This window comes from Amycolatopsis sp. NPDC006125, from assembly GCF_040614195.1.
GTDB classification, from domain to species: Bacteria; Actinomycetota; Actinomycetes; order Mycobacteriales; family Pseudonocardiaceae; genus Amycolatopsis_E; species Amycolatopsis_E tucumanensis.
Genome location: NZ_JBEXTZ010000024.1, coordinates 73956 through 93301 on the forward strand (window position 1 = coordinate 73956; position 19346 = coordinate 93301).

18 protein-coding genes and 1 pseudogene are annotated in these 19346 nt (G+C 74.1%); 7 read left to right on the plus strand and 12 right to left on the minus strand.

The genetic code is table 11. From position 1 onward, the window contains the following. Positions 1-28 precede the first annotated feature (28 nt). Positions 29-1684 carry a helix-turn-helix domain-containing protein gene (locus tag ABZ193_RS14980; RefSeq protein WP_354710221.1) on the minus strand — a complete coding sequence of 552 codons (1656 nt, stop codon included), beginning with the start codon at positions 1682-1684 and terminating at the stop codon, positions 29-31. A 119-nt stretch (positions 1685-1803) separates the two neighbouring features. Here ABZ193_RS14980 and ABZ193_RS14985 point away from each other — a divergent pair, with 119 nt between their 5' ends. From ABZ193_RS14985 to ABZ193_RS14995, 3 genes are read left to right on the plus strand one after another with little or no spacing between them, the layout of a single operon-like run. Continuing rightward, positions 1804-3456 carry an FAD-dependent oxidoreductase gene (locus tag ABZ193_RS14985; protein ID WP_354710222.1) on the plus strand — a complete coding sequence of 551 codons (1653 nt, stop codon included), beginning with the start codon at positions 1804-1806 and terminating at the stop codon, positions 3454-3456. 14 nt (positions 3457-3470) lie between these two features. Then, positions 3471-3938: a nuclear transport factor 2 family protein gene (locus tag ABZ193_RS14990; RefSeq protein ID WP_020420090.1), complete on the plus strand. Its 468-nt coding sequence runs from the start codon at positions 3471-3473 to the stop codon at positions 3936-3938. Further along, a complete protein-coding gene (locus ABZ193_RS14995) occupies positions 3938-4783 on the plus strand; it encodes a mycofactocin-coupled SDR family oxidoreductase (protein ID WP_354710223.1) in 846 nt (281 codons plus the stop codon). The genes ABZ193_RS14990 and ABZ193_RS14995 overlap by 1 nt, the downstream gene beginning before the upstream one ends. 2 nt (positions 4784-4785) lie before the next feature. On the opposite strand, the gene ABZ193_RS15000 is transcribed toward ABZ193_RS14995, so the two are convergent. From ABZ193_RS15000 to ABZ193_RS15015, 4 genes are all read right to left on the minus strand, one after another. Beyond that, on the minus strand, positions 4786-5901 hold the full coding sequence (locus tag ABZ193_RS15000) for an LLM class flavin-dependent oxidoreductase (protein WP_020420088.1): 1116 nt from the start codon (positions 5899-5901) through the stop codon (positions 4786-4788). Between the two features lie 610 nt (positions 5902-6511). Beyond that, a complete protein-coding gene (locus ABZ193_RS15005; protein ID WP_354710224.1) occupies positions 6512-7465 on the minus strand; it encodes a pyridoxal-phosphate dependent enzyme in 954 nt (317 codons plus the stop codon). Continuing rightward, positions 7459-8229: an inositol monophosphatase family protein gene (locus ABZ193_RS15010; protein ID WP_354710225.1), complete on the minus strand. Its 771-nt coding sequence runs from the start codon at positions 8227-8229 to the stop codon at positions 7459-7461. Before ABZ193_RS15010 ends, ABZ193_RS15005 begins: the two co-directional genes overlap by 7 nt. A gap of 1 nt (position 8230) precedes the next feature. Next, complete coding sequence (locus tag ABZ193_RS15015) at positions 8231-8830, minus strand: GTP cyclohydrolase II (RefSeq protein ID WP_027929606.1); 600 nt, start codon at positions 8828-8830, stop codon at positions 8231-8233. Positions 8831-8883: 53 nt separating this feature from the next. Between ABZ193_RS15015 and ABZ193_RS15020 the strand changes: the two genes are divergently transcribed. Next, the gene (locus tag ABZ193_RS15020; RefSeq protein WP_354710226.1) at positions 8884-9576 is read left to right on the plus strand and encodes a creatininase family protein; all 693 of its coding nucleotides are present in this window, start codon (positions 8884-8886) and stop codon (positions 9574-9576) included. Positions 9577-9646: 70 nt separating this feature from the next. On the opposite strand, the pseudogene ABZ193_RS15025 reads toward ABZ193_RS15020, so the two are convergent. The 5 genes and pseudogenes from ABZ193_RS15025 to ABZ193_RS15045 form a co-directional block, all read right to left on the minus strand. Further along, positions 9647-10465 (minus strand): annotated as a pseudogene (locus tag ABZ193_RS15025) (lysylphosphatidylglycerol synthase transmembrane domain-containing protein); the annotation flags it as partial. Between the two features lie 163 nt (positions 10466-10628). Further along, on the minus strand, positions 10629-11447 hold the full coding sequence (locus ABZ193_RS15030; protein WP_354710228.1) for an SAM-dependent methyltransferase: 819 nt from the start codon (positions 11445-11447) through the stop codon (positions 10629-10631). A gap of 7 nt (positions 11448-11454) precedes the next feature. Next, positions 11455-12498 carry a glycosyltransferase family 4 protein gene (locus ABZ193_RS15035; RefSeq protein ID WP_354710230.1) on the minus strand — a complete coding sequence of 348 codons (1044 nt, stop codon included), beginning with the start codon at positions 12496-12498 and terminating at the stop codon, positions 11455-11457. Then, complete coding sequence (locus tag ABZ193_RS15040) at positions 12476-12886, minus strand: 6-carboxytetrahydropterin synthase (RefSeq protein ID WP_354710231.1); 411 nt, start codon at positions 12884-12886, stop codon at positions 12476-12478. Before ABZ193_RS15040 ends, ABZ193_RS15035 begins: the two co-directional genes overlap by 23 nt. 8 nt (positions 12887-12894) lie before the next feature. Further along, positions 12895-13869 (minus strand): zinc-binding alcohol dehydrogenase, encoded by a 975-nt coding sequence (locus ABZ193_RS15045; protein WP_354710232.1) that lies wholly within the window; start codon positions 13867-13869, stop codon positions 12895-12897. A 32-nt stretch (positions 13870-13901) separates the two neighbouring features. Here ABZ193_RS15045 and ABZ193_RS15050 point away from each other — a divergent pair, with 32 nt between their 5' ends. Both ABZ193_RS15050 and ABZ193_RS15055 read left to right on the plus strand, forming a co-directional pair. Next, the gene (locus tag ABZ193_RS15050; protein ID WP_354710234.1) at positions 13902-14600 is read left to right on the plus strand and encodes a CDP-alcohol phosphatidyltransferase family protein; all 699 of its coding nucleotides are present in this window, start codon (positions 13902-13904) and stop codon (positions 14598-14600) included. Continuing rightward, the gene (locus tag ABZ193_RS15055; protein ID WP_354710236.1) at positions 14585-16147 is read left to right on the plus strand and encodes a sulfatase; all 1563 of its coding nucleotides are present in this window, start codon (positions 14585-14587) and stop codon (positions 16145-16147) included. Before ABZ193_RS15050 ends, ABZ193_RS15055 begins: the two co-directional genes overlap by 16 nt. A 16-nt stretch (positions 16148-16163) precedes the next feature. Here ABZ193_RS15055 and ABZ193_RS15060 read toward each other — a convergent pair whose 3' ends face one another. Next, complete coding sequence (locus tag ABZ193_RS15060) at positions 16164-16610, minus strand: nitroreductase family deazaflavin-dependent oxidoreductase (RefSeq protein ID WP_354710237.1); 447 nt, start codon at positions 16608-16610, stop codon at positions 16164-16166. A gap of 45 nt (positions 16611-16655) precedes the next feature. Continuing rightward, a complete protein-coding gene (locus tag ABZ193_RS15065) occupies positions 16656-17582 on the minus strand; it encodes a LysR family transcriptional regulator (RefSeq protein WP_235716194.1) in 927 nt (308 codons plus the stop codon). A gap of 99 nt (positions 17583-17681) precedes the next feature. Between ABZ193_RS15065 and mdlC the strand changes: the two genes are divergently transcribed. Continuing rightward, positions 17682-19250 (plus strand): benzoylformate decarboxylase, encoded by a 1569-nt coding sequence (gene mdlC / locus ABZ193_RS15070; protein ID WP_354710239.1) that lies wholly within the window; start codon positions 17682-17684, stop codon positions 19248-19250. The last annotated feature ends 96 nt before the right edge of the window (positions 19251-19346 follow it).

Genomic DNA, 19346 nt, shown 5'->3' on the forward strand with positions numbered 1-19346 from the left:
GCCGGTCGTGCCGCCACCGGCCTCCGGCTCAGCCGAGCCCGTAGCGCTTCAGCTTGCGGTAAAGCGTCGCGCGGCCGATGCCGAGCAGGGCGGCCGCCCGGACGCGGTTGCCGTCCGCGGTGCGCAGCGCTTCGGCGACCGCGGCGCGTTCGGCCTTCTCGAGTTCGCTCAGGCGGGGCCGGGTGGGGGAGGAGCGCAGGCGGCCGGGCAGGTGGCGGGCGCCGATCGTGCCGCCGCCTGCCTCGGCCGCGGCTCCGCTGATCACGGCCTTCAGCTCGGCCAGGTTGCCCGGCCAGTCGTGCCGCTGCAGCACGGCCCGGGCCTCGTGCGTGAGCCGCGCCCCGAAGCGGTTCGCCAGCTCCGGGATGTCCGCCGTGCGCTCACGCAGGCTCGGCACCCGGATCTCGGCCGGCGCCCAGCGCGTCCGCAGCGGAGCCAGCGCGGGGCCGGGGACCATCGTCGCCACCACGTGGGCCGCGTGCTCGCCGGCGAGGAGGTCCGCCAGCCGCCCGGCGCGGGCGGGATCGAGCCGTTCCAGGTGCCGCATCAGCACGGCTTCTCCCGCGAGCGCCCGCGCCACCGCCTCCACCGGCTCGTCCGCCTCGACGACGACCGGTTCGCCCAGCAGCGCCCGCGCCACGCTCGCCTTGCCCACGCCCGGCTCGCCGAGCAGCAGCACCGGCCGGGACCGGGCCCGCGTGAGCGCCCGTTCCAGCGACCGCCACGGCGGGGAGCTGCCCGCGAGCCCGGCCGCGGCGAACAGGCCGGGCCCGGCCCGTCGCCGGGGCGGGCGGGCCGCGGTGACGGTGACCAGCAGCCCGCCCGGCGCGGCGGGGGCGAGGCGGACCGTGAGCCGGTCGCCGAGCGTGAGTTCGCCGGACGGCGCCCGCCCGTCCCGGGCCGCCTCGACCGCGTACGACTCCAGGGTGTCCAGGTCCTGGGGGCTCAGCAGGTCCGCCGCCGCGTCGCTGACGATGCGCGTCCGCCCGTCGAGCACGGCGACCGCCTCCCGGCCGGGCGCGGCGGCGAGGTAGGTCTCCAGCAGCCGCCGCTCGCGCGCCGCGGCGGCGTGCAGCAGCTCCCGCTCGATGGTGCGGCTCGCCGTGCGCGCGAGGGCGTCCAGCACGGCCAGCGGCGCGGACAGGTCGCACACCACGGCGATCGCGCCGCTGATCCGGCGGGTGATCGGGTCGGTCACCGGCGCGCCCGCGCACACCGTGTCCTGGTACAGCTCGAACAGGTGCTCCGGGCCGCCGATCAGGACCGGTTCGCGGGTGCTCAGGACGTGGCTGATGCCGTTGGCTCCGGTGGTGCCCTCGGACAGGTCCGCGCCGGGCCGGGTGTCGATGCGCTCCAGGTGCGCGCGCATCGGCTCGTCGCCGGCCCAGCAGCCCACGATCCGCGCGTGGCTGTCGCTGAGCACCACCGCCGCACGCAGCCCGGACAGGTCTTCGGCGAGACCGGCCAGCACCGGCGTGGCGGCCCGCACCAGCTGGCTCTCCGGCGCCACCGGCACCGCGGGCACGTGGTCACGCGTCACGTCGGCGCCGGTGAACCACGACCGCCGCCAGGCCGCCGACAGCCACTCGGGCAGGTCGTCCGGCAGTCGCCGCTCGGTGAGGAACTCCTCGCGAGCCCGGCGCAGCCGCGCGAGCCCGTCCCGCGTGTCGATCTGATACGCCATCCGCTGTCACTCCGTTGTGGTCACGGATCTTCCCGCCCCAGTGTGCCCGGGCGCGCGGCCGCCGGGGGTGTCTCAAAGTGAGACAACCGCGCGGCGGGCCGGATTTCCATCCTGGGCGCATGACGAACGATTCGGTAGCCCCACGGGAGAGCGCCCGGCCCGCGGCCCGCTCGGCGGCCGACGCCGAAGCCGACGTGGTCGTGGTCGGCGGCGGTGGCGCGGGCCTGCCCGCCGCCCTGTTCAGCCGGTGGCTCGGCAACGAGGTCGTGCTGCTGGAGAAGGCGCCCGAGCTGGGCGGCACGGCGAAGAAGGCGGCGTTCTGGTACTGGGTGCCCAACAACGAGGCGATGCGCGCCCTGGGCATCGAGGACCGGTTCGAGGACTTCCTCCGCTACGTCGCGCGGCTGTCCCAGCCCACCCGCTACGACCCGGCCCGGGCGGACGCCGGGCTGAGCGAGTGGGAGCTGTCCATGGTCCGCGCCATCTACGACAGCGCCGCCCCGGCCGCCGAGCTGCTGCGCGACCGCGGCGCCCTGACCTACCGGCACTGCCCGGACGTGCCGGACTACTGGTCGCAGCTGCCCGAGGACAAGGCGCCGACCGGGCGGGTGCTGGTGCCGGCGGACGCGCGGGAGTCGATGTCCGACGGCGGGGTGTGCGCGGTGCGGCAGATGTCCGCCGCGGCCGAGCGCGACGGGGTGGACGTGCGCACCGGGCACCGCGTCCAGCGGCTGATCCTCGACGGCGGCCGGGTCGCTGGGGTCGAGGCGACCACCGCAGGCGGGCGGACGGTGCGGGTGCTGGCGCGCAAGGGCGTCGTGTTCGCCACCGGCGGCTTCACGCACGACGACGAACTGCGCCGCGACCACCTGAGCGTGCCCGCCTACCGGGGCTGCGCCGCCGCGACCAACGAGGGCGATTTCGTGCGCATCGCCGCGGGGGTGGGCGCGCAGCTCGGGAACATGAACTACGCCTGGATGTGCCCGGTGCCGCTGGAGCGCTCCGGCAGGCCGGACCTGGTCGGGATGTTCTCGGTGGCAGGCGATTCGACGATCTTCGTCGACCGGCACGGCCGGCGCGTCGCCAACGAGAAGATGCCCTACAACGAGGCCGCTCAGACGTTCTTCCAGTGGGACCCGGCCGAGGGCGGCTACCCGAACCTGGTGCTGGTGCAGATCTGGGACCAGCGCAGCCAGGACCACTCCGCCAGCGACGAGTACGGCCGTCTCATCGTCCCGCCCGGCGCGGACGACTCGCACGTGATCCGCGCGGACACGCTGGAGGAGCTGACCGAACGGATCCGCGAACGGCTGGCCGCCAACGCGGGCAGGACCGGCGGCTTCACCCTCGCCGACGACTTCGCCGCGAACCTGCCCGCCACCATCGAGCGGTTCAACGGCTTCGCCCGCGCGGGCAAGGACGCCGACTTCGCGCGCGGTGAGACGCCCATCGAGCTGGTGTTCAACGGCCCGGTGAAGGACGAACCCGGCCGCGCCAACCCCACGATGTGGCCGATCAGCGACACCGGCCCCTACTACGCCGCCCTGGTCACCGGCGGGACGCTGGACACCAAGGGCGGGCCGCGCACCGACGCCGACGGCCGTGTCCTGGACGACCTCGGCGAGCCGATCCCCGGGCTGTTCGGGGTCGGCAACTGCGTCGCGTCCGCCTCCGGGCGCGCGTACTGGGCCGGGGGCGCGACGCTCGGCCCGATCCTGGCGTTCGCCCACCGCGCCGCCTCCGCCGTCGACCGGGCCGCCGTGCCCGCCTGAACCGGGAGCAATCCATGGCCGTCACCACCCAGACCATGACCGACGAGCAGCGCAAGTCCGTCGCGCTGGAGTACCTCAAGGCCTTCGACAACGGGGGCGTCACCTCGACCGGTGGCAGCATCCTCGACCTGTTCGCCGACGACGCGCAGGTCTGCTTCCCCAAGTGGGGGCTGGCCGACGGGAAGGAGGAGATCGGCAGGCTGTTCGGCGACGTCGGCGGCACGCTGAAATCCATCAAGCACCACTACGCCGAGTTCACCTGGGTCTTCTCCGGCGGCGACCTGCTCGTCGTGGAGGGCACCAGCCACGGCGAGCACCGGGACGGCCCGTGGCGGGCCGGCGTGCCCGAGTGGGGCGCCGGGCGCTGGTGCGACGTGTTCGAGATCCGCGATTTCAAGATCCAGCGCTGCTTCATCTACCTGGACCCCGACTACGCGGGCCAGGACACCGACCGCTACCCGTGGCTGAAGGGACAGTCCTGATGGGACGCATGGACGGCAAGGTCGTCGCGATCACCGGCGCCGCCCGCGGGCAGGGCCGCGCGCACGCCCTGCGGCTGGCCGAGGAGGGCGCCGACGTCATCGTCACCGATCTCGCGGCGCCGGTGGACACCGTCGCCTACCCGGCGTCCACACCGGACGATCTCGCGGAAACCGTGGCGGGCGTGGAGAAACTGGGCCGCCGCGCGGTGTCGTTCGTGGCGGACGTGCGCGACTTCGACACGCTGAACGCGGGCCTGGCCGGTGCGGTGGCCGAGCTGGGGCGGCTCGACGTGGTGGTCGCCAACGCCGGGATCCTCAACGCGGTCAAGCCGTCGTGGGAGCTCTCCGGCGCGGAGTGGCAGACGATGATCGACATCAACCTGGGCGGCGTCTGGCACACCACCAAGGCGGCGATCCCGCACCTGATCGACGGCGGCGGCGGTGGAGCGATCATCCTGATCAGCTCCACCGCCGGGCTGCGCGGCATCCCCAACATCGCGCACTACAACGCCGCCAAGCACGGCGTGCTCGGGTTGCAGCGCACGCTGGCCAACGAGCTGACGCCGCACCGGATCCGGGTCAACTCGGTGCACCCGACCAACGTCCGCACGACGATGATCGAGAACGACTCGAGCGCCCGGATCTACCGGCCGGATCTGGAGAACCCGACCTTCGCCGACACCACCGACGCGCTCGCGCGCATCAACATGTGGCCGGTGCCCTACCTCGACGTCGAGGACGTGGCCAACGCCGTGCTGTTCCTGGCCAGCGACGAGGCCCGCTACATCACGGGCGTCGCGCTGCCGGTCGACCTCGGGATGAGCCAGAAGTACTCCGGCGCCTGAGGTCAGGCCGTGGTCGCGGCGGTCTCGTCCGCGGCGGCCTTGGCCTGCGCGGCGGCGACCCGCTCGGCGTGGCTGGGCGGGTTCGCCGGCACGTGCTCGGGGCGCTTGGCTTCCATCTCCTTGCGCAGCACCGGCACGACCTCCTCGGCGAGCAGGTCGATCTGCTCCAGCACCGTCTTCAGCGGCAGGCCGGCGTGGTCGATGAGGAACAGCTGGCGCTGGTAGTCGCCGACGTCCTCGCGCATGCTCGCGTACCGGTCGATCACCTGCTGCGGGCTGCCGACCGTCAGCGGGGTCGTCGCGGTGAAGTCCTCCATCGACGGGCCGTGGCCGTAGACCGGGGCGTTGTCGAAGTAGGGGCGGAACTCGTTCCACGCGTCCTGCGAGTTCTTGCGCATGAAGACCTGCCCGCCGAGACCGACGATCGCGGTGTCGGCCGGGCCGTGGCCGTAGTGCTCGAAGCGCTGGCGGTAGAAGCGCACCATCTGCTTCGTGTGCGACATGGGCCAGAAGATGTTGTTGTGGAAGAAGCCGTCGCCGTAGTAGGCGGCCTGCTCGGCGATCTCCGGGCTGCGGATCGAGCCGTGCCAGACGAACGGCGGGACCCCGTCGAGCGGGCGCGGGGTGGCGGTGAAGCCGCGCAGGGGGGTGCGAAAGTTGCCCTCCCAGTCGACCACGTCCTCCTCCCAGAGGCGGCGCAGCAGGGCGTAGTTCTCGATCGCCAGCGGGATGCCCTGGCGGATGTCCTGGCCGAACCACGGGTAGACCGGGCCGGTGTTGCCGCGGCCCATCATCAGGTCCATCCGGCCGCCCGAGATGACCTGCAGCATGGCGTAGTCCTCGGCGATCTTCACCGGGTCGTTGGTGGTGATCAGCGTGGTCGAGGTGGACAGGATGATGTCCTTGGTCACGCCGGCCAGGTAGCCGAGCATGGTGGTGGGGGAGGACGCGACGAACGGCGGGTTGTGGTGCTCGCCCGTGGCGAAGACGTCGAGCCCGGCCTGGTCGGCGTGCTGGGCGATGGTCAGCATCGACCGCACGCGCTGGGTGTCGTCCGGAGTTTCGCCGGTCGTCGGATCCGTGGTCACGTCGCTGACGGAGAAGATCCCGAACTGCATGACAGCCTCCTGCTGATCTGGTGTTCGGCCGGTAAAACGTCTCGCGCGGAAGAATATTCCTGGCGAGACTATCAGGGGGCGGTGCCGAAGTGCGGTGGACCGCAGCGTCGCGCCAGGGAGGGCCCGCCGGTGCGGCTACCGGCCGGCCCGGCGCCGGTGCGCGTCCGGGTCCAGGTTGGTTCCGCCGATGGTGATCAGTGCCGCCCGGCGGAAGGGGTGCCCGTGGCCGGGCAGGCCGCGGGCAGCTCGTGCGGCGGCCAGGGCCCTCGCGGGTGTGGCGGTCCGGCGGCCCCGGCGGGCGTCCGGGGCCAGGTTGCTCCCGCCGAGGGTGATCAGTGCCGCCCGGCGAAGCGCTGCCCGTGGTCGGCAGCCAGTGGGCAGCTCGTGCGCCGGCCAGCGCCCCTCACCGTGACGGTGGCGGTGGTCGGCGCAGGCCGCGGGCTGGGTGCGGCTGTCCGCCGGCCCGAGCCGGTGCGTGTCCGGCGACACGCTGCTCCCGCAGAGAGGATCACTGCCGCCTGGCGAAGCGGTGCCGTGCAGCCGGTGGGCAGCTCGTGCGGCGGCCAGCGCCCCTCGCCGTGGCAATGACCGTGGTCACCGCAGGGTGCGGCTACCGGCTGGTCCAGCGCCGAAACGCGTCCGGGTCCACGTTGCTCCCGCAGATGATGGTCACCACGTGCCGCCCGGCGAAGCGCTCGCGGTCCTCCAGCACCGCGGCCACTCCGAGCGCCGCCGACGGCTCCACCACCAGGCCGGCGTGGTCGAGCAGCAGCCGCATCCCCGTGGTGATCGACTCCTCGCGCACCAGGACCGCGTCGTCGGCCACCTGCAGCAGGTCGTCCAGCACCTCCGGGATCGGGAAGCGGCCGGCGACGCCGTCGGCGATCGTGTCCGCCGACTCCGTCGTCACGACCCGTCGCTGCCGCCAGGACAGGGTCATCGCGGGCGCGCCCAGCGGCTGCACGCAGACAACCTCCACCCCGGGCGCGAGCGACTTCACCACGTGTCCCACCCCGGTCGCCATCGCCCCGCCGCCCAGGGCGATCAGGACGACATCGGCCGACGGCGCCTGCTCCACCAGCTCCAGCCCGATCGTGGCCGCGCCCTCGCACGTTTCGAGGTCCAGGCTGTCCTCCACCAGCCGGATCCCGTGCTGCCGCGCGATGTCCGCCGCCCGCTCCCGCGCCCGCTCGAAGTCGCCGTCCACCAGCTCCAGCCGCGCGCCCAGCGCCCGGATCCGGTCCAGCTTCGCCACGGGCGCGGACCGCGCGGCCACGACGGTGACGTCGAGCCCGCGGCGGCGGCCGGACCAGGCCAGCGCCTGCCCGAGGTTGCCCGCGCTCGCGCACACCACCGCGCCCGAGCCGAGCGCGTGAGCGATCACCTCGGTCGCGCGGCCCTTGAAGCAGCGCACCGGGTTGGCCGTTTCGAGCTTGACGCTCACCGTGCACCCGAGGACGGGTTCCAGGGCGTCGCAGCGGTACAGCGGCGAATCGAGGAACACCGGGTCGATCACCCGGCGGGCGGCCCGGATCCGGCCGGTGTCCAGGCGCGTCGTCAGCACAGCAGGTCCAGCACCACGTCCCGCAGCCCCGGCGCCAGTGCGATCGTCGACGCCGAGGACACCGTGTGGTCGCTGCCGTCGGCGTCCAGGACCAGGCCGCCGGCCTCCCGCACCAGCAGCACGCCCGCCATCGTGTCCCACGGCAGGTTCGACAGGATGATCGTCGCGTCCAGGCGGCCGTGCGCGACCCATGCCAGGTCGGCCGCGGCGGTGCCGATCATCCGCACCCGCTCCGCCCGCGCGCCCAGCTGCTCCAGCAACGCCAGGCGCAGCCGGTTCTTCGGCCCGGCGTCCTCGCCCACCGCGAAATCGCCCAGCGACACCATCGCCTCGGACAGCGTGGTCGCCCCGGACACCCCGATCCGCGTGTCCCCGGCGAAGGCGCCGTAGTCCTCGACCGCGGTGTAGACCGTGTCCAGGAACGGCAGGTCGATCGCCGCCACGACGCTGCGCTCGCCGGACACCAGGGCCAGCGAGATTCCGGTGAGCGGGATGCCGCGGGCGAAGTTCGCGGTGCCGTCGACCGGGTCCAGCACCCACCACAGCTCGCCCCGCTCGCCGCCGTGCTCCTCGCCGACGAGCCCGATGTCCGGCGTCTCTCGCGCGAGGAACTCCCGCACCGCATCCTCGACCGCCAGGTCGATGTCGGTCACCAGGTCGCGTTCGCTCTTCGCGGTCACCGACCGAGGCGCGCGCGAGGTGACGATGCGCCGCCCGATCGCGACGGCCTCCCTGGCGACGGGCAGCAGGCTCAGGTGGTCCACGTCAGTGCTCCGCGACGTCGAAGGCGTCCACCTGCGGCAGGACGTGCCCGAGGCGGTCGCGCTTGGCGGTCAGGTACCGGATGTTGTCCGGGCTAGCCGGCGCCAGCAGCGGGACCCGCGCCGACACGCGGATCCCGTTCGACTCCAGCGCCGCGATCTTGTCCGGGTTGTTGGACATCAGCCGCACCGACCGCACGCCCAGGTGGCGCAGCACCCGCGCGGCCGGGCTGTAGTCGCGCACGTCGACCGGCAGCCCGAGGCTGGTGGCCGAGTCGACGGTGTCCAGCCCTTCGTCCTGCAGCACGTGCGTGCGCACCTTCGCCACCAGCCCGATCCCGCGTCCCTCGTGCCCGCGCAGGTACACCAGCACTCCGCTGCCTTCGCGCACGATCGCGTCCAGCGCGGCGTCCAGCTGTTCGCCGCATTCGCAGCGCACCGCGCCGAACACGTCGCCGGTGAGGCACTCCGAATGCACCCGCACCAGCACGTCGTCGCGGCGCAGCCGTCCGTGGGCGAGCGCGAGGTGCTCGGCACCGTCGCGGAAGGCCACGCTCCGGAACTTGCCGCGCCGGGTGACCAGCGTCGATTCGGCGATCTCCATGGGTTCCCCTCGTCGTCGACCGGGAACTTGCCCTACCCGGTATACCTGATCTGATGAGTCCGCTGCCGCCGGAGACCACCGACGACGTGCGCGGGGCCGCCGTGGCGGTGCTGCCCGTCGGGAGCCTGGAACAGCACGGCCCGCACCTGCCGCTGACCACCGACACCCTGATCGCCTGCGCGGTCGCGTCGCGGATCGCGCACGACCACGGCTTCTGGCTGCTGCCGCCGGTCACGGTGTCCTGCTCGCACGAGCACGCCGCGTGGCCGGGCACGGTGAGCATCTCGGTCACCACGCTGGTCGCGGTGGTCCAGGACGTCGCCGCCTCCCTGCGGGCCTCGGGCGTCGGCAGGCTCGTGCTGGTCAACGGGCACGGCGGCAACCACGTCCTGGCCAACGTCGTGCAGCAGGCCGGCGGCTCGATGGTCCTGTTCCCCACGTACGGCGAGTGGCAGGAGGCGCGCGTGGCGGCGGGCGTGCGCACCTCCAACGACGAGGACATGCACGCCGGCGAGCTGGAGACCTCGATCCTGCTCTGCACCGCCCCGGAGGTGGTCAGACCGGGCTACGAGACGGCGGACTCGCCACCCGGCGATCTGCGCCACCTCCTCTCGCTCGGACTGGCCCCCTACACGGAATCGGGCGTGGCCGGTCATCCGTCGCTGGCTTCGCCGGAAAAAGGCCGGGCGGTGCTGGACGCGCTGGCCCGCGCGTTCCGGGTGCACCTGCCCCTTCTCGGCTCCTGAGCGCCAGGACGCCCGGCAGCGCCGCGACGAGCGAGAGCACCCCGTAGACGACGGCGGTGGTGATGCCCGCGCCCGCGCCGAGCCCGGTGGCTGAAAACGCGACCGCGGTGAACCCCTCGCGCGGCCCCCAGCCGCCGACGTTGAGCGGCAGCGCCATGACGACCAGCGCGAGGACGATCAGCGGGACGAGGGTGGTGACCGGCGCGGTCACCCCGGCCAGCCGCGCGGCGAGGAGGAACAGGGCGACGTGCCCGGCGATGGTGAGCGCCGACAGCGCCACGATGCCCCCCGCGGTGCGCCCGCCGAGCAGGGCCCGGGCGTCGGTGAGGGTCCGGGTTGCCGCGACGCGCCAGGCCGGTTTCGCGGCGAGCAGCCCGGCGACCACGAGCGCGGCACCGAGCAGGACGAGCAGCCCGGGGCCGGTGGACAGGCCCGGCAGCAGGTCCGGGTGCAGGGCGAGCGCGGTGACGCCGGCGACGAGCAGCACGGCCTGCCCGGCGAACCGTTCGAGCACGACGGCGCGAACGCCGCGGCCCACGTCGCCGGAGTCGCGGCCGTGGCTGACGGCGCGGTCGACGTCGCCGAGGACCCCGGCGGGCAGCACCGAGTTGAGCAGGGTGGAGCGGTAGTAGGCGGCGACCGCGGCCGGCAACCGCAGCGGCAGGCCGAGGCCGCGGGTGACGAGGACCCACCTTCCGGCGGCGGTGAGGGTGGTCAGCAGCCCGATCGCCAGCGCGAGCACGACTGATCGGGTGTCGATGAGCCGCAGCCCGGTGAGGAACGCGCCGGTGCCGACCTTCCAGACCAGGGTGGTGAGGATGCCGGCCGCGGCGAGCAGGCGGAGCCACGGCCAGAGGCGGGCCGCGGTCCCGGCGGTGCGGGTGGTCATTGGGCTCCGATCGTCGGGGTGGGTTTGACCGATCGGGCGTCGGTGAGTCTGGGTGTGCCGGTGCCGACCTTCCAGACCAGGGTGGTGAGGATCCCGGCCGCGGCGGCCAAGCGGAGCCACGGCCAGAGGCGGGCTGCCGTTGCGCGGGTGGTGGTGGGGGTGGTCATCGGGCTCCGATCGCCAGCAGGTCGGTGTGGTGCACGACCACCTCCAGCTCGCCCGCCGCGCAGGCGGCCAGCCGCCGCCGGGTGTAGGCCTCGGTGTCCAGCCACGGTTCCTGCAGCCGGGCGGCGGCGACCCAGCCGCGGAACCACTGTTCGGTCAGCTCACGCTGCTCCGGCCCGAGCCGCCACGGGCTGGGGGCGCGGTGCACCACCGCGCCGCGCCGCTCGAACGCCCACGTCGCCACCGCGATCGCGTCCGGGCCGAGCAGCGCGCCGCGCCGCTGGTGGGCGTTGAAGGCCGCGGTGAGGTCCGCGTCGAGCGGGTCCGCGGGCGTCAGCTCGACCCGCCCGGCGACCGACAACGTCAGCAGCGCCGCGCACCCCGCCGCGGCGCACGCGTCGGCGATCGTGTCCACATCGGACGGTGTCAGCAGGTCCAGCAGCGCCGAGGCGGTGAGCAGCGACGTGCCGGTCAGGTCCAGCCCGTCGAGCTCGCCGCAGCGGGTCTCGAACGTCGCCCCGCGGACCGAGGCGCGCGCGAGCAGGCCGGGGTCGCGGTCGTGCAGGACCCAGTGCTGCGGGACGCCCAGCCGCGGCGCGAGCCAGCGGCCCATCGACCCGGTGCCCGCACCGAGGTCGCGGACGACGAGCGGGGCGGGACGGTCGCCCAGCCACCGCCGCAGCGGGGTGAGCAGTTCCGCCGCCCGCGCGGCCGCGTCGGCGGGTTCGCGCAGCGCCAGCCAGTCCGGGGCGCAGCGGGTCGTGTCCGTGCTGCCGGGTGCGCCGGGCCCGGCGCCGTCCCATCGGTCGTGTGCCACACCCTTGTCACGGACGCGCCCCCGGTTCCGGTTCAACCAGGATCCGGTCCATCACCCGCGCGGTGGTCGCCCACGGCAACAACCCGTCACGCCGGGAGCGGGCCGCCCGGCGCAGCGCCGACCGCGTTTCCGCCGAGGTCAGCCACGAGCGCAGGGCCCCGGCCAGCGCGTCCACGTCGCCGGGCGGCACCACGATCCCGGGCGGCGACCCGTCCGCCGCCCGGCCGAGCGCCTCGGTCTCCACCGACGTCAGCACCGGGATCCCGCGCGCCAGCGCCTCCGTCACCACCATCCCGTAGGTCTCCGACCGCGACGGCAGCACCAGCAGCCCGGCCCGCGCGTAGGCCTCCTCCAGCGCCGCCCCGGTCAGCGCCCCGGTGATCGCCACGCGCGCCGCCAGCCCGTGCCGCGCCACCAGGTCCCGCACCCGCGCGGCGAACGCGGGGGAGCGGTGCACCGGCCCGACCAGCCGGCACACCCAGTCCAGGTCCGCCACCTCGGCCAGCGCCTCGACCAGCACGTCCTGCCCCTTGTGCGGGGTCAGCGACGCCACGCACAGCAGTTCCTCGCCCGACGACAGCGGCGCGGGATCCGTGCCGGGCGTGACCACGTGCACCAGGTCGCGGGGCAACCCGTGGTGGCGCACCAGCCGCGCGGCCGTCCGCGCACTGGGCGTGACCACCGCCGACGCCGCCCGCAACGTCGACCGCTCCAAGGCGTCCAGCTCCGCGTGCGCCCCGGTCTCGTCGGCCAGCGGCATGTGCACCAGCACCACCAGCCGCAGCCGCGCGGCGTGCGGCACCACGACGTCCGGCACGCCGCACGCCACCAGCCCGTCGATCACCACCAGCGACCCCGGTTCGGCGGCCGCCAGCGCGCGGCCCAGCGCGGCGCGCGCCGCCTCAGACGGGTGCGGCCACGACCCGGGGATCGCGACCTCCCGCACCGGCCTGCCCAGCGCGGTCAGCTCGCGGCTGATCCGCCGGTCGTAGACGTTGCCGCCGCTGGGCAGTTCCGGATCGTCGACGTCACCCGGAAGGATGAAGATCACGGTCGTAGCTCGCCCACGCCACGTGCGATTCACGCAGTGTCACCGAGATCCCCGCCAGCCCGTGCGCGCCCGCGCCGAGCGCACCCGAGTGCACGCGGTCGGCGAGCCGGTCGGCGATCACCTTCGCCAGGAATTCCGTGGACGTGTTGACCCCGGCGAACTCCGGCACCTCGTCCAGGTTGCGGTAGTTGAGGTCGGCCAGCACGGCGCCCAGCTGCTGGGTCGCCAGCCCGATGTCGACGACGATGTTGTCCGCGTCCAGTTCGGCGCGGCGGAACGTCGCGTCCACCACGAACGTCGCGCCGTGCAGGCGCTGGGCGGGGCCGAACACCTCGCCGCGGAAGCTGTGGGCGACCATCACGTGGTCGCGGACGGTGACGCTGAACAAGGGCCCTCCTACGGGTAGACGACGCGGTGGCACAGCGCGGGGATCGCGCCCGAGGCCAGCCCCGGCATGACCGACGGCAGGTCCTCGAACGCGCACTCCCCGGTGATCAGGGTGTCGAACACGGGATCGGCGAGCAGCTCCAGCGCCAGCGCGAGCCGGTCGCCGAAGCCGCGCCGCGACCGCCGGGCCGGGGACACCATGCCGACCTGGCTGCCGCGGATCGTCAGCCGCCGCGAGTGGAAGAACTCGCCGAGCGGCACGCTGACCCGCCGGTCGCCGTACCAGCTCAGCTCGACGACCTCGCCCTCCGGCGCCACCAGCTCCAGCGCCCTGGCCAGGCCGGCATCGGTCCCGCTCGTGTGCACCACGAGGTCGCAGCCCTCGGCGGCGTCGCCGGGCAGGGCGAACTCCACGCCCAGCGCCGCCGCCACCGCGGCCCGCTCCGGGTCCACGTCGACCAGCTGCGCCCGGACCGCCGGGAACCGCGCCAGCAGCGCCGCGACCGCGCAGCCGACCATGCCGCCGCCGACCACGGCGACCCGGTCCCCGAGCAGCGGCGCGGCGTCCCACAGCGCGTTCACCGCCGTCTCCACGGTGCCGGCCAGGATCGCCCGCCCCGCGGGCACCGCGTCCGGCACCGGTGTGACCGCGCCGGCCGGGACGACGAACCGGGTCTGGTGCGGGTAGAGCGTGAACACCGTGCGCCCGGTCAGCTCCGGCGGCCCGTCCTCGACCACGCCGACGTTGAGGTAGCCGTACTTCACCGGCCCCGGGAACCCGCCCTCCTGGAACGGCGCGCGCATCAGCTCGTGCTGGCTCGCCGGGACCGCGCCGCGGAAGACGAGCGTCTCGGTGCCCCGGCTCACACCCGAGAACAGCGTCCGGACCTCGACTTCGTCCGGGCCGCGCTCGGGCAGCGGGGCCGTCCGGACCTCACCCGGCCCCGGCGGGTTGAACCAGAACGCCCGTGCGGCACGTGTCATGGGCACACCTCCGGCGAAGGGACACGATCACCATGATCGTCCAGACCCAGCGTGGCACGGTTGCCGCCGGCCAGGAACAGGCCCTGGCGGCGTGCGGCCTGATCGTGCTGCTGAACGTGCTCGCGATGACCCTGGGCGTGGGGCTGCTGGGCTGGCTCGCCGGCGCCGCCTACGGCGCGGCGTTGCTGGGCCTGCTCGGCGCCGCGCTGCGCCGGTCCGGCCGGGCCGCGCTGGGGCCCGCGGACCTGGTCACGCTGACCCGCGCGACACTCGTCGGCGGTGTCGTCGCGCTGGTCGCCGCCGGGTTGTCCGGGCCGGTGCTGGTCGCGCTGGCGGCGGTCGCGCTCGCGCTGGACGCGGTCGACGGCCGGGTCGCCCGCCGCACCGGGACCGTGTCGCCGCTGGGCGCGCGGTTCGACATGGAGGTGGACGCGTTCCTGATCCTCGTGCTCTGCGTGCCGGTCGCGCTGGCGCTGGGGCCGTGGGTGCTGATGATCGGCGCGATGCGCTACGCGTTCGTGGCGGCCGGGTGGCTCGCGCCGTGGCTGCGCGGGCCGCTGACGCCGAACCTGGCACGCAAGGCGGTCGCGGCTGCGCAGGGCATCGCGCTGGTCGTGGTCGCCGCCGATGTGCTGCCCCGGCCCGCGGCGGTGGTCGTGGCCGGGGGCGCGCTGGCGGCGCTGGTGTGGTCGTTCGGCCGGGATGTGGGGACGCTGTGGCGGAACCGGTGACCGCGCGCCGGGTCGCGGCGGACGTGCTCGCGTGCGTGCTCGTCGTCGCCGCGCTGGTCGTGCCGAACAACCTGGCGCTGTTCGGGCCGGCGACGTTGCTGCGGATCCCGGTGGAGGCGCTGGCCGGCGTCGCGCTGGTGCTGGTCCTGCCGCCGCGCGGACGGCGGATCGTGGCGGCGGTGGCCGGCGCGGTCCTCGGGGTGCTGGTGCTGCTCAAGATCGCCGACATCGGGTTCCACCGCGCGTTCGACCGCCCGTTCAGCCTGGTGTTCGACTGGAGCTTCGCCGGGCCGGCGCTGAGCCTGCTCGGCGGGTTCGCGCGGGTGGCCGCCGTGGCCGGCGCGGTGCTGGCCGCCGTCGCGCTGGTGCTGCTGACGACCTGGGCGGCGATGCGGCTGGCCCGGGTCGCCGCGGACCACCGTGCGGTCTCGGCGCGGGTGGTCGCCGTGCTGGCGGTCGTCTGGATCGCGGCCGCGCTGACCGGGATGCCGCTGGCGTCCCGCGCGACCGCCGCGCTGGCCTACCGCGAGGTGCGCGCGGTCGCTTCGGATCTGGCCGACCAGCGGGAGTTCGCCGCCGAGATGGCCACCGACGCCTTCCGCGACACCCCGCCCGATGAGTTGCTGACCTTGTTGCGGGGCAAGGACTTCCTGCTCACCTTCGTGGAGAGCTACGGCCGGGTCGCGCTGGACGACCCCGGGGTGACCGGGTTGCTCGACTCCGGCGCCGACCGGTTGCGAGCCGCCGGGTTCAGCGCACGCAGCGCGTTCCTCACCTCCTCGACCAGCGGCGGGGGCAGCTGGCTCGCGCACTCCACAATGGAGTCCGGGCTGTGGGTGGACAACCAGCAGCGGTACCGCACCTTCGTCGGCAGCGACCGGCTGACCCTGTCCGGCGCGTTCGCGCGGGCGGGCTGGCGCACGGTCAACGTGCAGCCGGAGAACGGCGCGGACTGGCCGGAGGGCGCGGTCTACCGGTTCGGCCGGCTCTACGACGGCCGCAACATCGGCTACCGCGGCCCGAACTTCTCCTACGCGGCGATGCCCGACCAGTTCACGCTGTCGGCGTTCCATCGCAACGAGATGACGCCAGGGCACCCGCCGCTGATGGCGGAACTCGACCTGGTGTCCAGCCACTGGCCGTGGGCGCCGCTGCCGCGGATGGTGGACTGGGGCGCCGTCGGCGACGGCTCGACGTTCACGCACACCGGCCCGTCGGTGGACGAGGTGTGGTCCGATCCGGCGCGCGTGCGGGCCGCCTACGGCGACGCCGTCGAGTACTCGCTGTCCGCGCTGATCTCGTACGTGGAGACCTTCGGCGACGACAACCTGGTGCTGGTGTTCCTCGGCGACCACCAGCCGAACACCTCGGTCACCGGCGAGGGCGCGAGCCGTGACGTGCCGGTGACGCTGGTGGCGCGCGACCCGGCCGTGCTGGACCGCATCACCGGCTGGGGCTGGCAGGACGGGCTCCGCCCGGCCCCGGACGCGCCGGTCTGGCCGATGAGCGCGTTCCGGGACCGGTTCCTGACCGCCTTCGGGTCGTGAGCCCGCGGGGTCGCGGTCAGTGCGGCGCGGGCGCGGGTTCCAGCAGCAGCACCGGGATCCGCCGTTCCGTCGACTCCTGGTACTTCGCGTACTGCGGGAACACCTCGACCGCGCGCTGCCACCACACCTCGCGTTCCTCGCCCTCCGCCTCGCGCGCGATCATGTCGGACACCTGCTCGCCGTCGCGCACCTCGACCCGCGGATCGGCCAGGGCGTTGAGGTACCAGACCGGGTTCTTCGGCGCCCCGCCCAGCGACGCCACGGCCGCGTAGACCCCGTCGTGCTCGACGCGCATCAGCGGCGCCTTGCGCAGCTTCCCGGACTTCCGGCCGATCGTCGTCAGCACGATCACCCGCATCCCGTGCATCGCGACGCCCTGCGTGCCGCCCGAGCTCTCGATCTGCTCGACCTGGTTGCGGGACATGGTCATCGTGCCGGGCTCGTACTCGCCTGTCAGCGGCATCCGCGGGGTCCTTCCGGTCAAGATCGGTTTCCGCTGGCAACGCGGTCACGGCCGGAGTGATTCCCGGATCGCCGGTTCGGACAGCACCTCGTGCATGAATTCGGTCAGCCAATGCTGCGCCGGGGTGCGGGCGTGCCCGTGCCGCGCGTACACCGAGACCTGCGCGGGCTCGATGTCGAACGGCAGCTCCAGCAGCCGCACGCGGTGGTCGGCCGCGAAGACGTCCGCCACCAGCCGCGGGACCATCGCGAACAGTTCGCTGTCCTGCACCAGGTACGGCAGCGTGGAAAACCGGGTCACCTCCAGCACCACCCGGTCCAGCAGGCCCCGCGCCTCCAGCGCCCGGCGCGGGCCGTGGTGCCCGGTGGGACCGAACACCGCGATGTGCTGCTCCCGCGTCAGGTCGGCGAGCGTCACCGAAGCGCCGCGCAGCCGCGGGTGGTCGGCGGCGACCATGCCGACGTAGCCCTCCGCGAACAGCGGGATGCGCGCCACCCGCTGCGAGCTGATCAGCGGCGACGCCACGAACGCGTCGATCTCGCCGCGGCCGAGCTGGTCCACCGCGCTGTCCACGTCCAGCGGCCGCACGGTCAGCGTGACCCCGGGCGCCCGCGACGGCAGCGCCGCCATCAGCCGGGGCAGCAGCGACACCTCGCCGAGGTCCGACAGGCACAGCGTGAACCGGGCGCGCGCCGTCGCCGGGTCGAAGGTGTGCGCGCCGCTCAGCGTGGACTCGATCTCGGCCAGCGCGTGGTGCAGCGACGGGTACAGGGCCTGCGCGGTGGTGGTCGGGGCCAGGCCGCCGCCGGTGCGGCGGAACAGCTCGTCGGAGAAGCGGCGGCGCAGCTTCTGCAGGCTGTAGCTCACCGTCGGCTGGGTGACGTGCAGGGACTCCGCGGTCGCCGTCACGCTGCGCGTCTCGTAGAGCAGCACGAACGTCCGCACGAGGTTGAGGTCGAAGTCCCGCATCATCGATCCTCTCTATGAGGGCGGTCGGCAACATTGATTGGAGCACGGCCGGATGATCTGCCACCCTCGGGGCAACCCCCAGTGCCGAGGAGGACACCGCGCATGCCGACAGTCCGGAAGGTCGCCCACGAGTTCCTGGAACGCCGTGGCCTCACCACGATCTTCGGCAACCCCGGCTCCAACGAGCTGCCGTTCCTGGCCGGACTGCCCGACGGCTTCACCTACGTCCTCGGCCTGCACGAGGGCGTCGTGGTCGGGATGGCCGACGGGTACGCCCAGGCCACCGGCCGCCCGGTGCTGGTCAACCTGCACGCCGCCGCCGGCTCGGGCAACGCGATGGGCGCCCTCACCAACGCCGTCTACTCCCGCTCGCCGCTGGTGCTGACCGCGGGCCAGCAGGTCCGCTCGGCGATCGGGCTGGAGGCGATGCTCGCCAACGTCGACGCCACCCAGCTGATGCGGCCGCTGGTCGGCTGGTCCGGCGAGCCCAGCTGCCCCGGCGACGTGCCGCGCTCGCTGGCGCAGGCCGTGTTCGAGGCCGAACTGCAGCGCCGCCCCACCTACCTGTCGGTGCCCTACGACGACTGGGCCGCCGAGATCGACGACAACCCGGTCCTCGACCGCACGGTCCGCCGCGGCCTGTCGCCGGACGCGGGCCAGCTCGACGACCTCGCCCGGCGGCTCGACGCCGCGCGCAACCCGGTGCTGGTGCTCGGCGGCGACATCGACGCACTCGGGCTCTTCGACCGCGCGGTGGCCTTCGCCGAGTACCGTGCCCTGCCGGTGTGGGTGGCGCCGTCGCCGCACCGGCTGCCGTTCCCCAACCGGCACCCGTTGTTCCGCGGCGTCCTGCCCGCCGGGATCGGCTCGGTGTCGGCCGAACTCGACGGCCACGACCTGGTCCTCGTGCTGGGCGCGCCGGTGTTCCGCTACCACCAGCACGTGCCCGGGCCGTTCCTGCCCGAGGGCGCCACCCTGGTCCAGGTCACCGACGACCCGGGCGAGGCCGCTCGCGCGCCGATGGGGGAGTCGCTCGTCGCGAGCGCGGGCGCGGTCCTGGACGGCCTGCTCGCCCGGCTGCCCGCCCGCGAGGTGGGGGAGACGGCGTTCGCGCCGAACCCGGCGGCGGCCACCGGCGAGCGGGCCCTGCACCCGGAGCAGGTGTTCGCCGCGCTGCGCGAGACCCAGCCCGCCGACACCGCCTACGTGGTCGAGTCCACGTCGACCAACTCGGCGTGGTGGCGGCAGATGGACCTGCGCCGGCCCGGCTCCTACTTCTGGCCGGCCGCGGGGGGCCTCGGGTTCGGGATGCCCGCCGCGGTCGGGGTCGCGATGGGCCTGCCCGGCCGCCCGGTGGTCGGCGTCATCGGCGATGGCTCCGCCAACTACGGCATCACCGCGCTGTGGACCGCGGCCCGCTACCGGGTGCCGGTGACGTTCGTGATCCTGCGCAACGGCACCTACGGCGCGCTGCGCTGGTTCGCCGGCCTGCTGGGCACCACGGACGTGCCGGGCACCGAGATCCCCGGCCTGGACTTCGCCGCGATCGCCACCGGCTACGGCGTCCCGGCCACCACGGTGTCCGATGTGGACGACCTGCGCGCCCAGCTGAAGACCACCCCCGCCGGACCCCGCCTGATCCAGGTGGACACCGAACTCACCACGCCCTAGTTGTGCTGTTCGGGGACGTTGGTGATGGGCTGACACGCTGAGGATGATCTTGATGTGGGTGAGGACCTCCGGGTTCGGTGTGGATTGCGACATCAA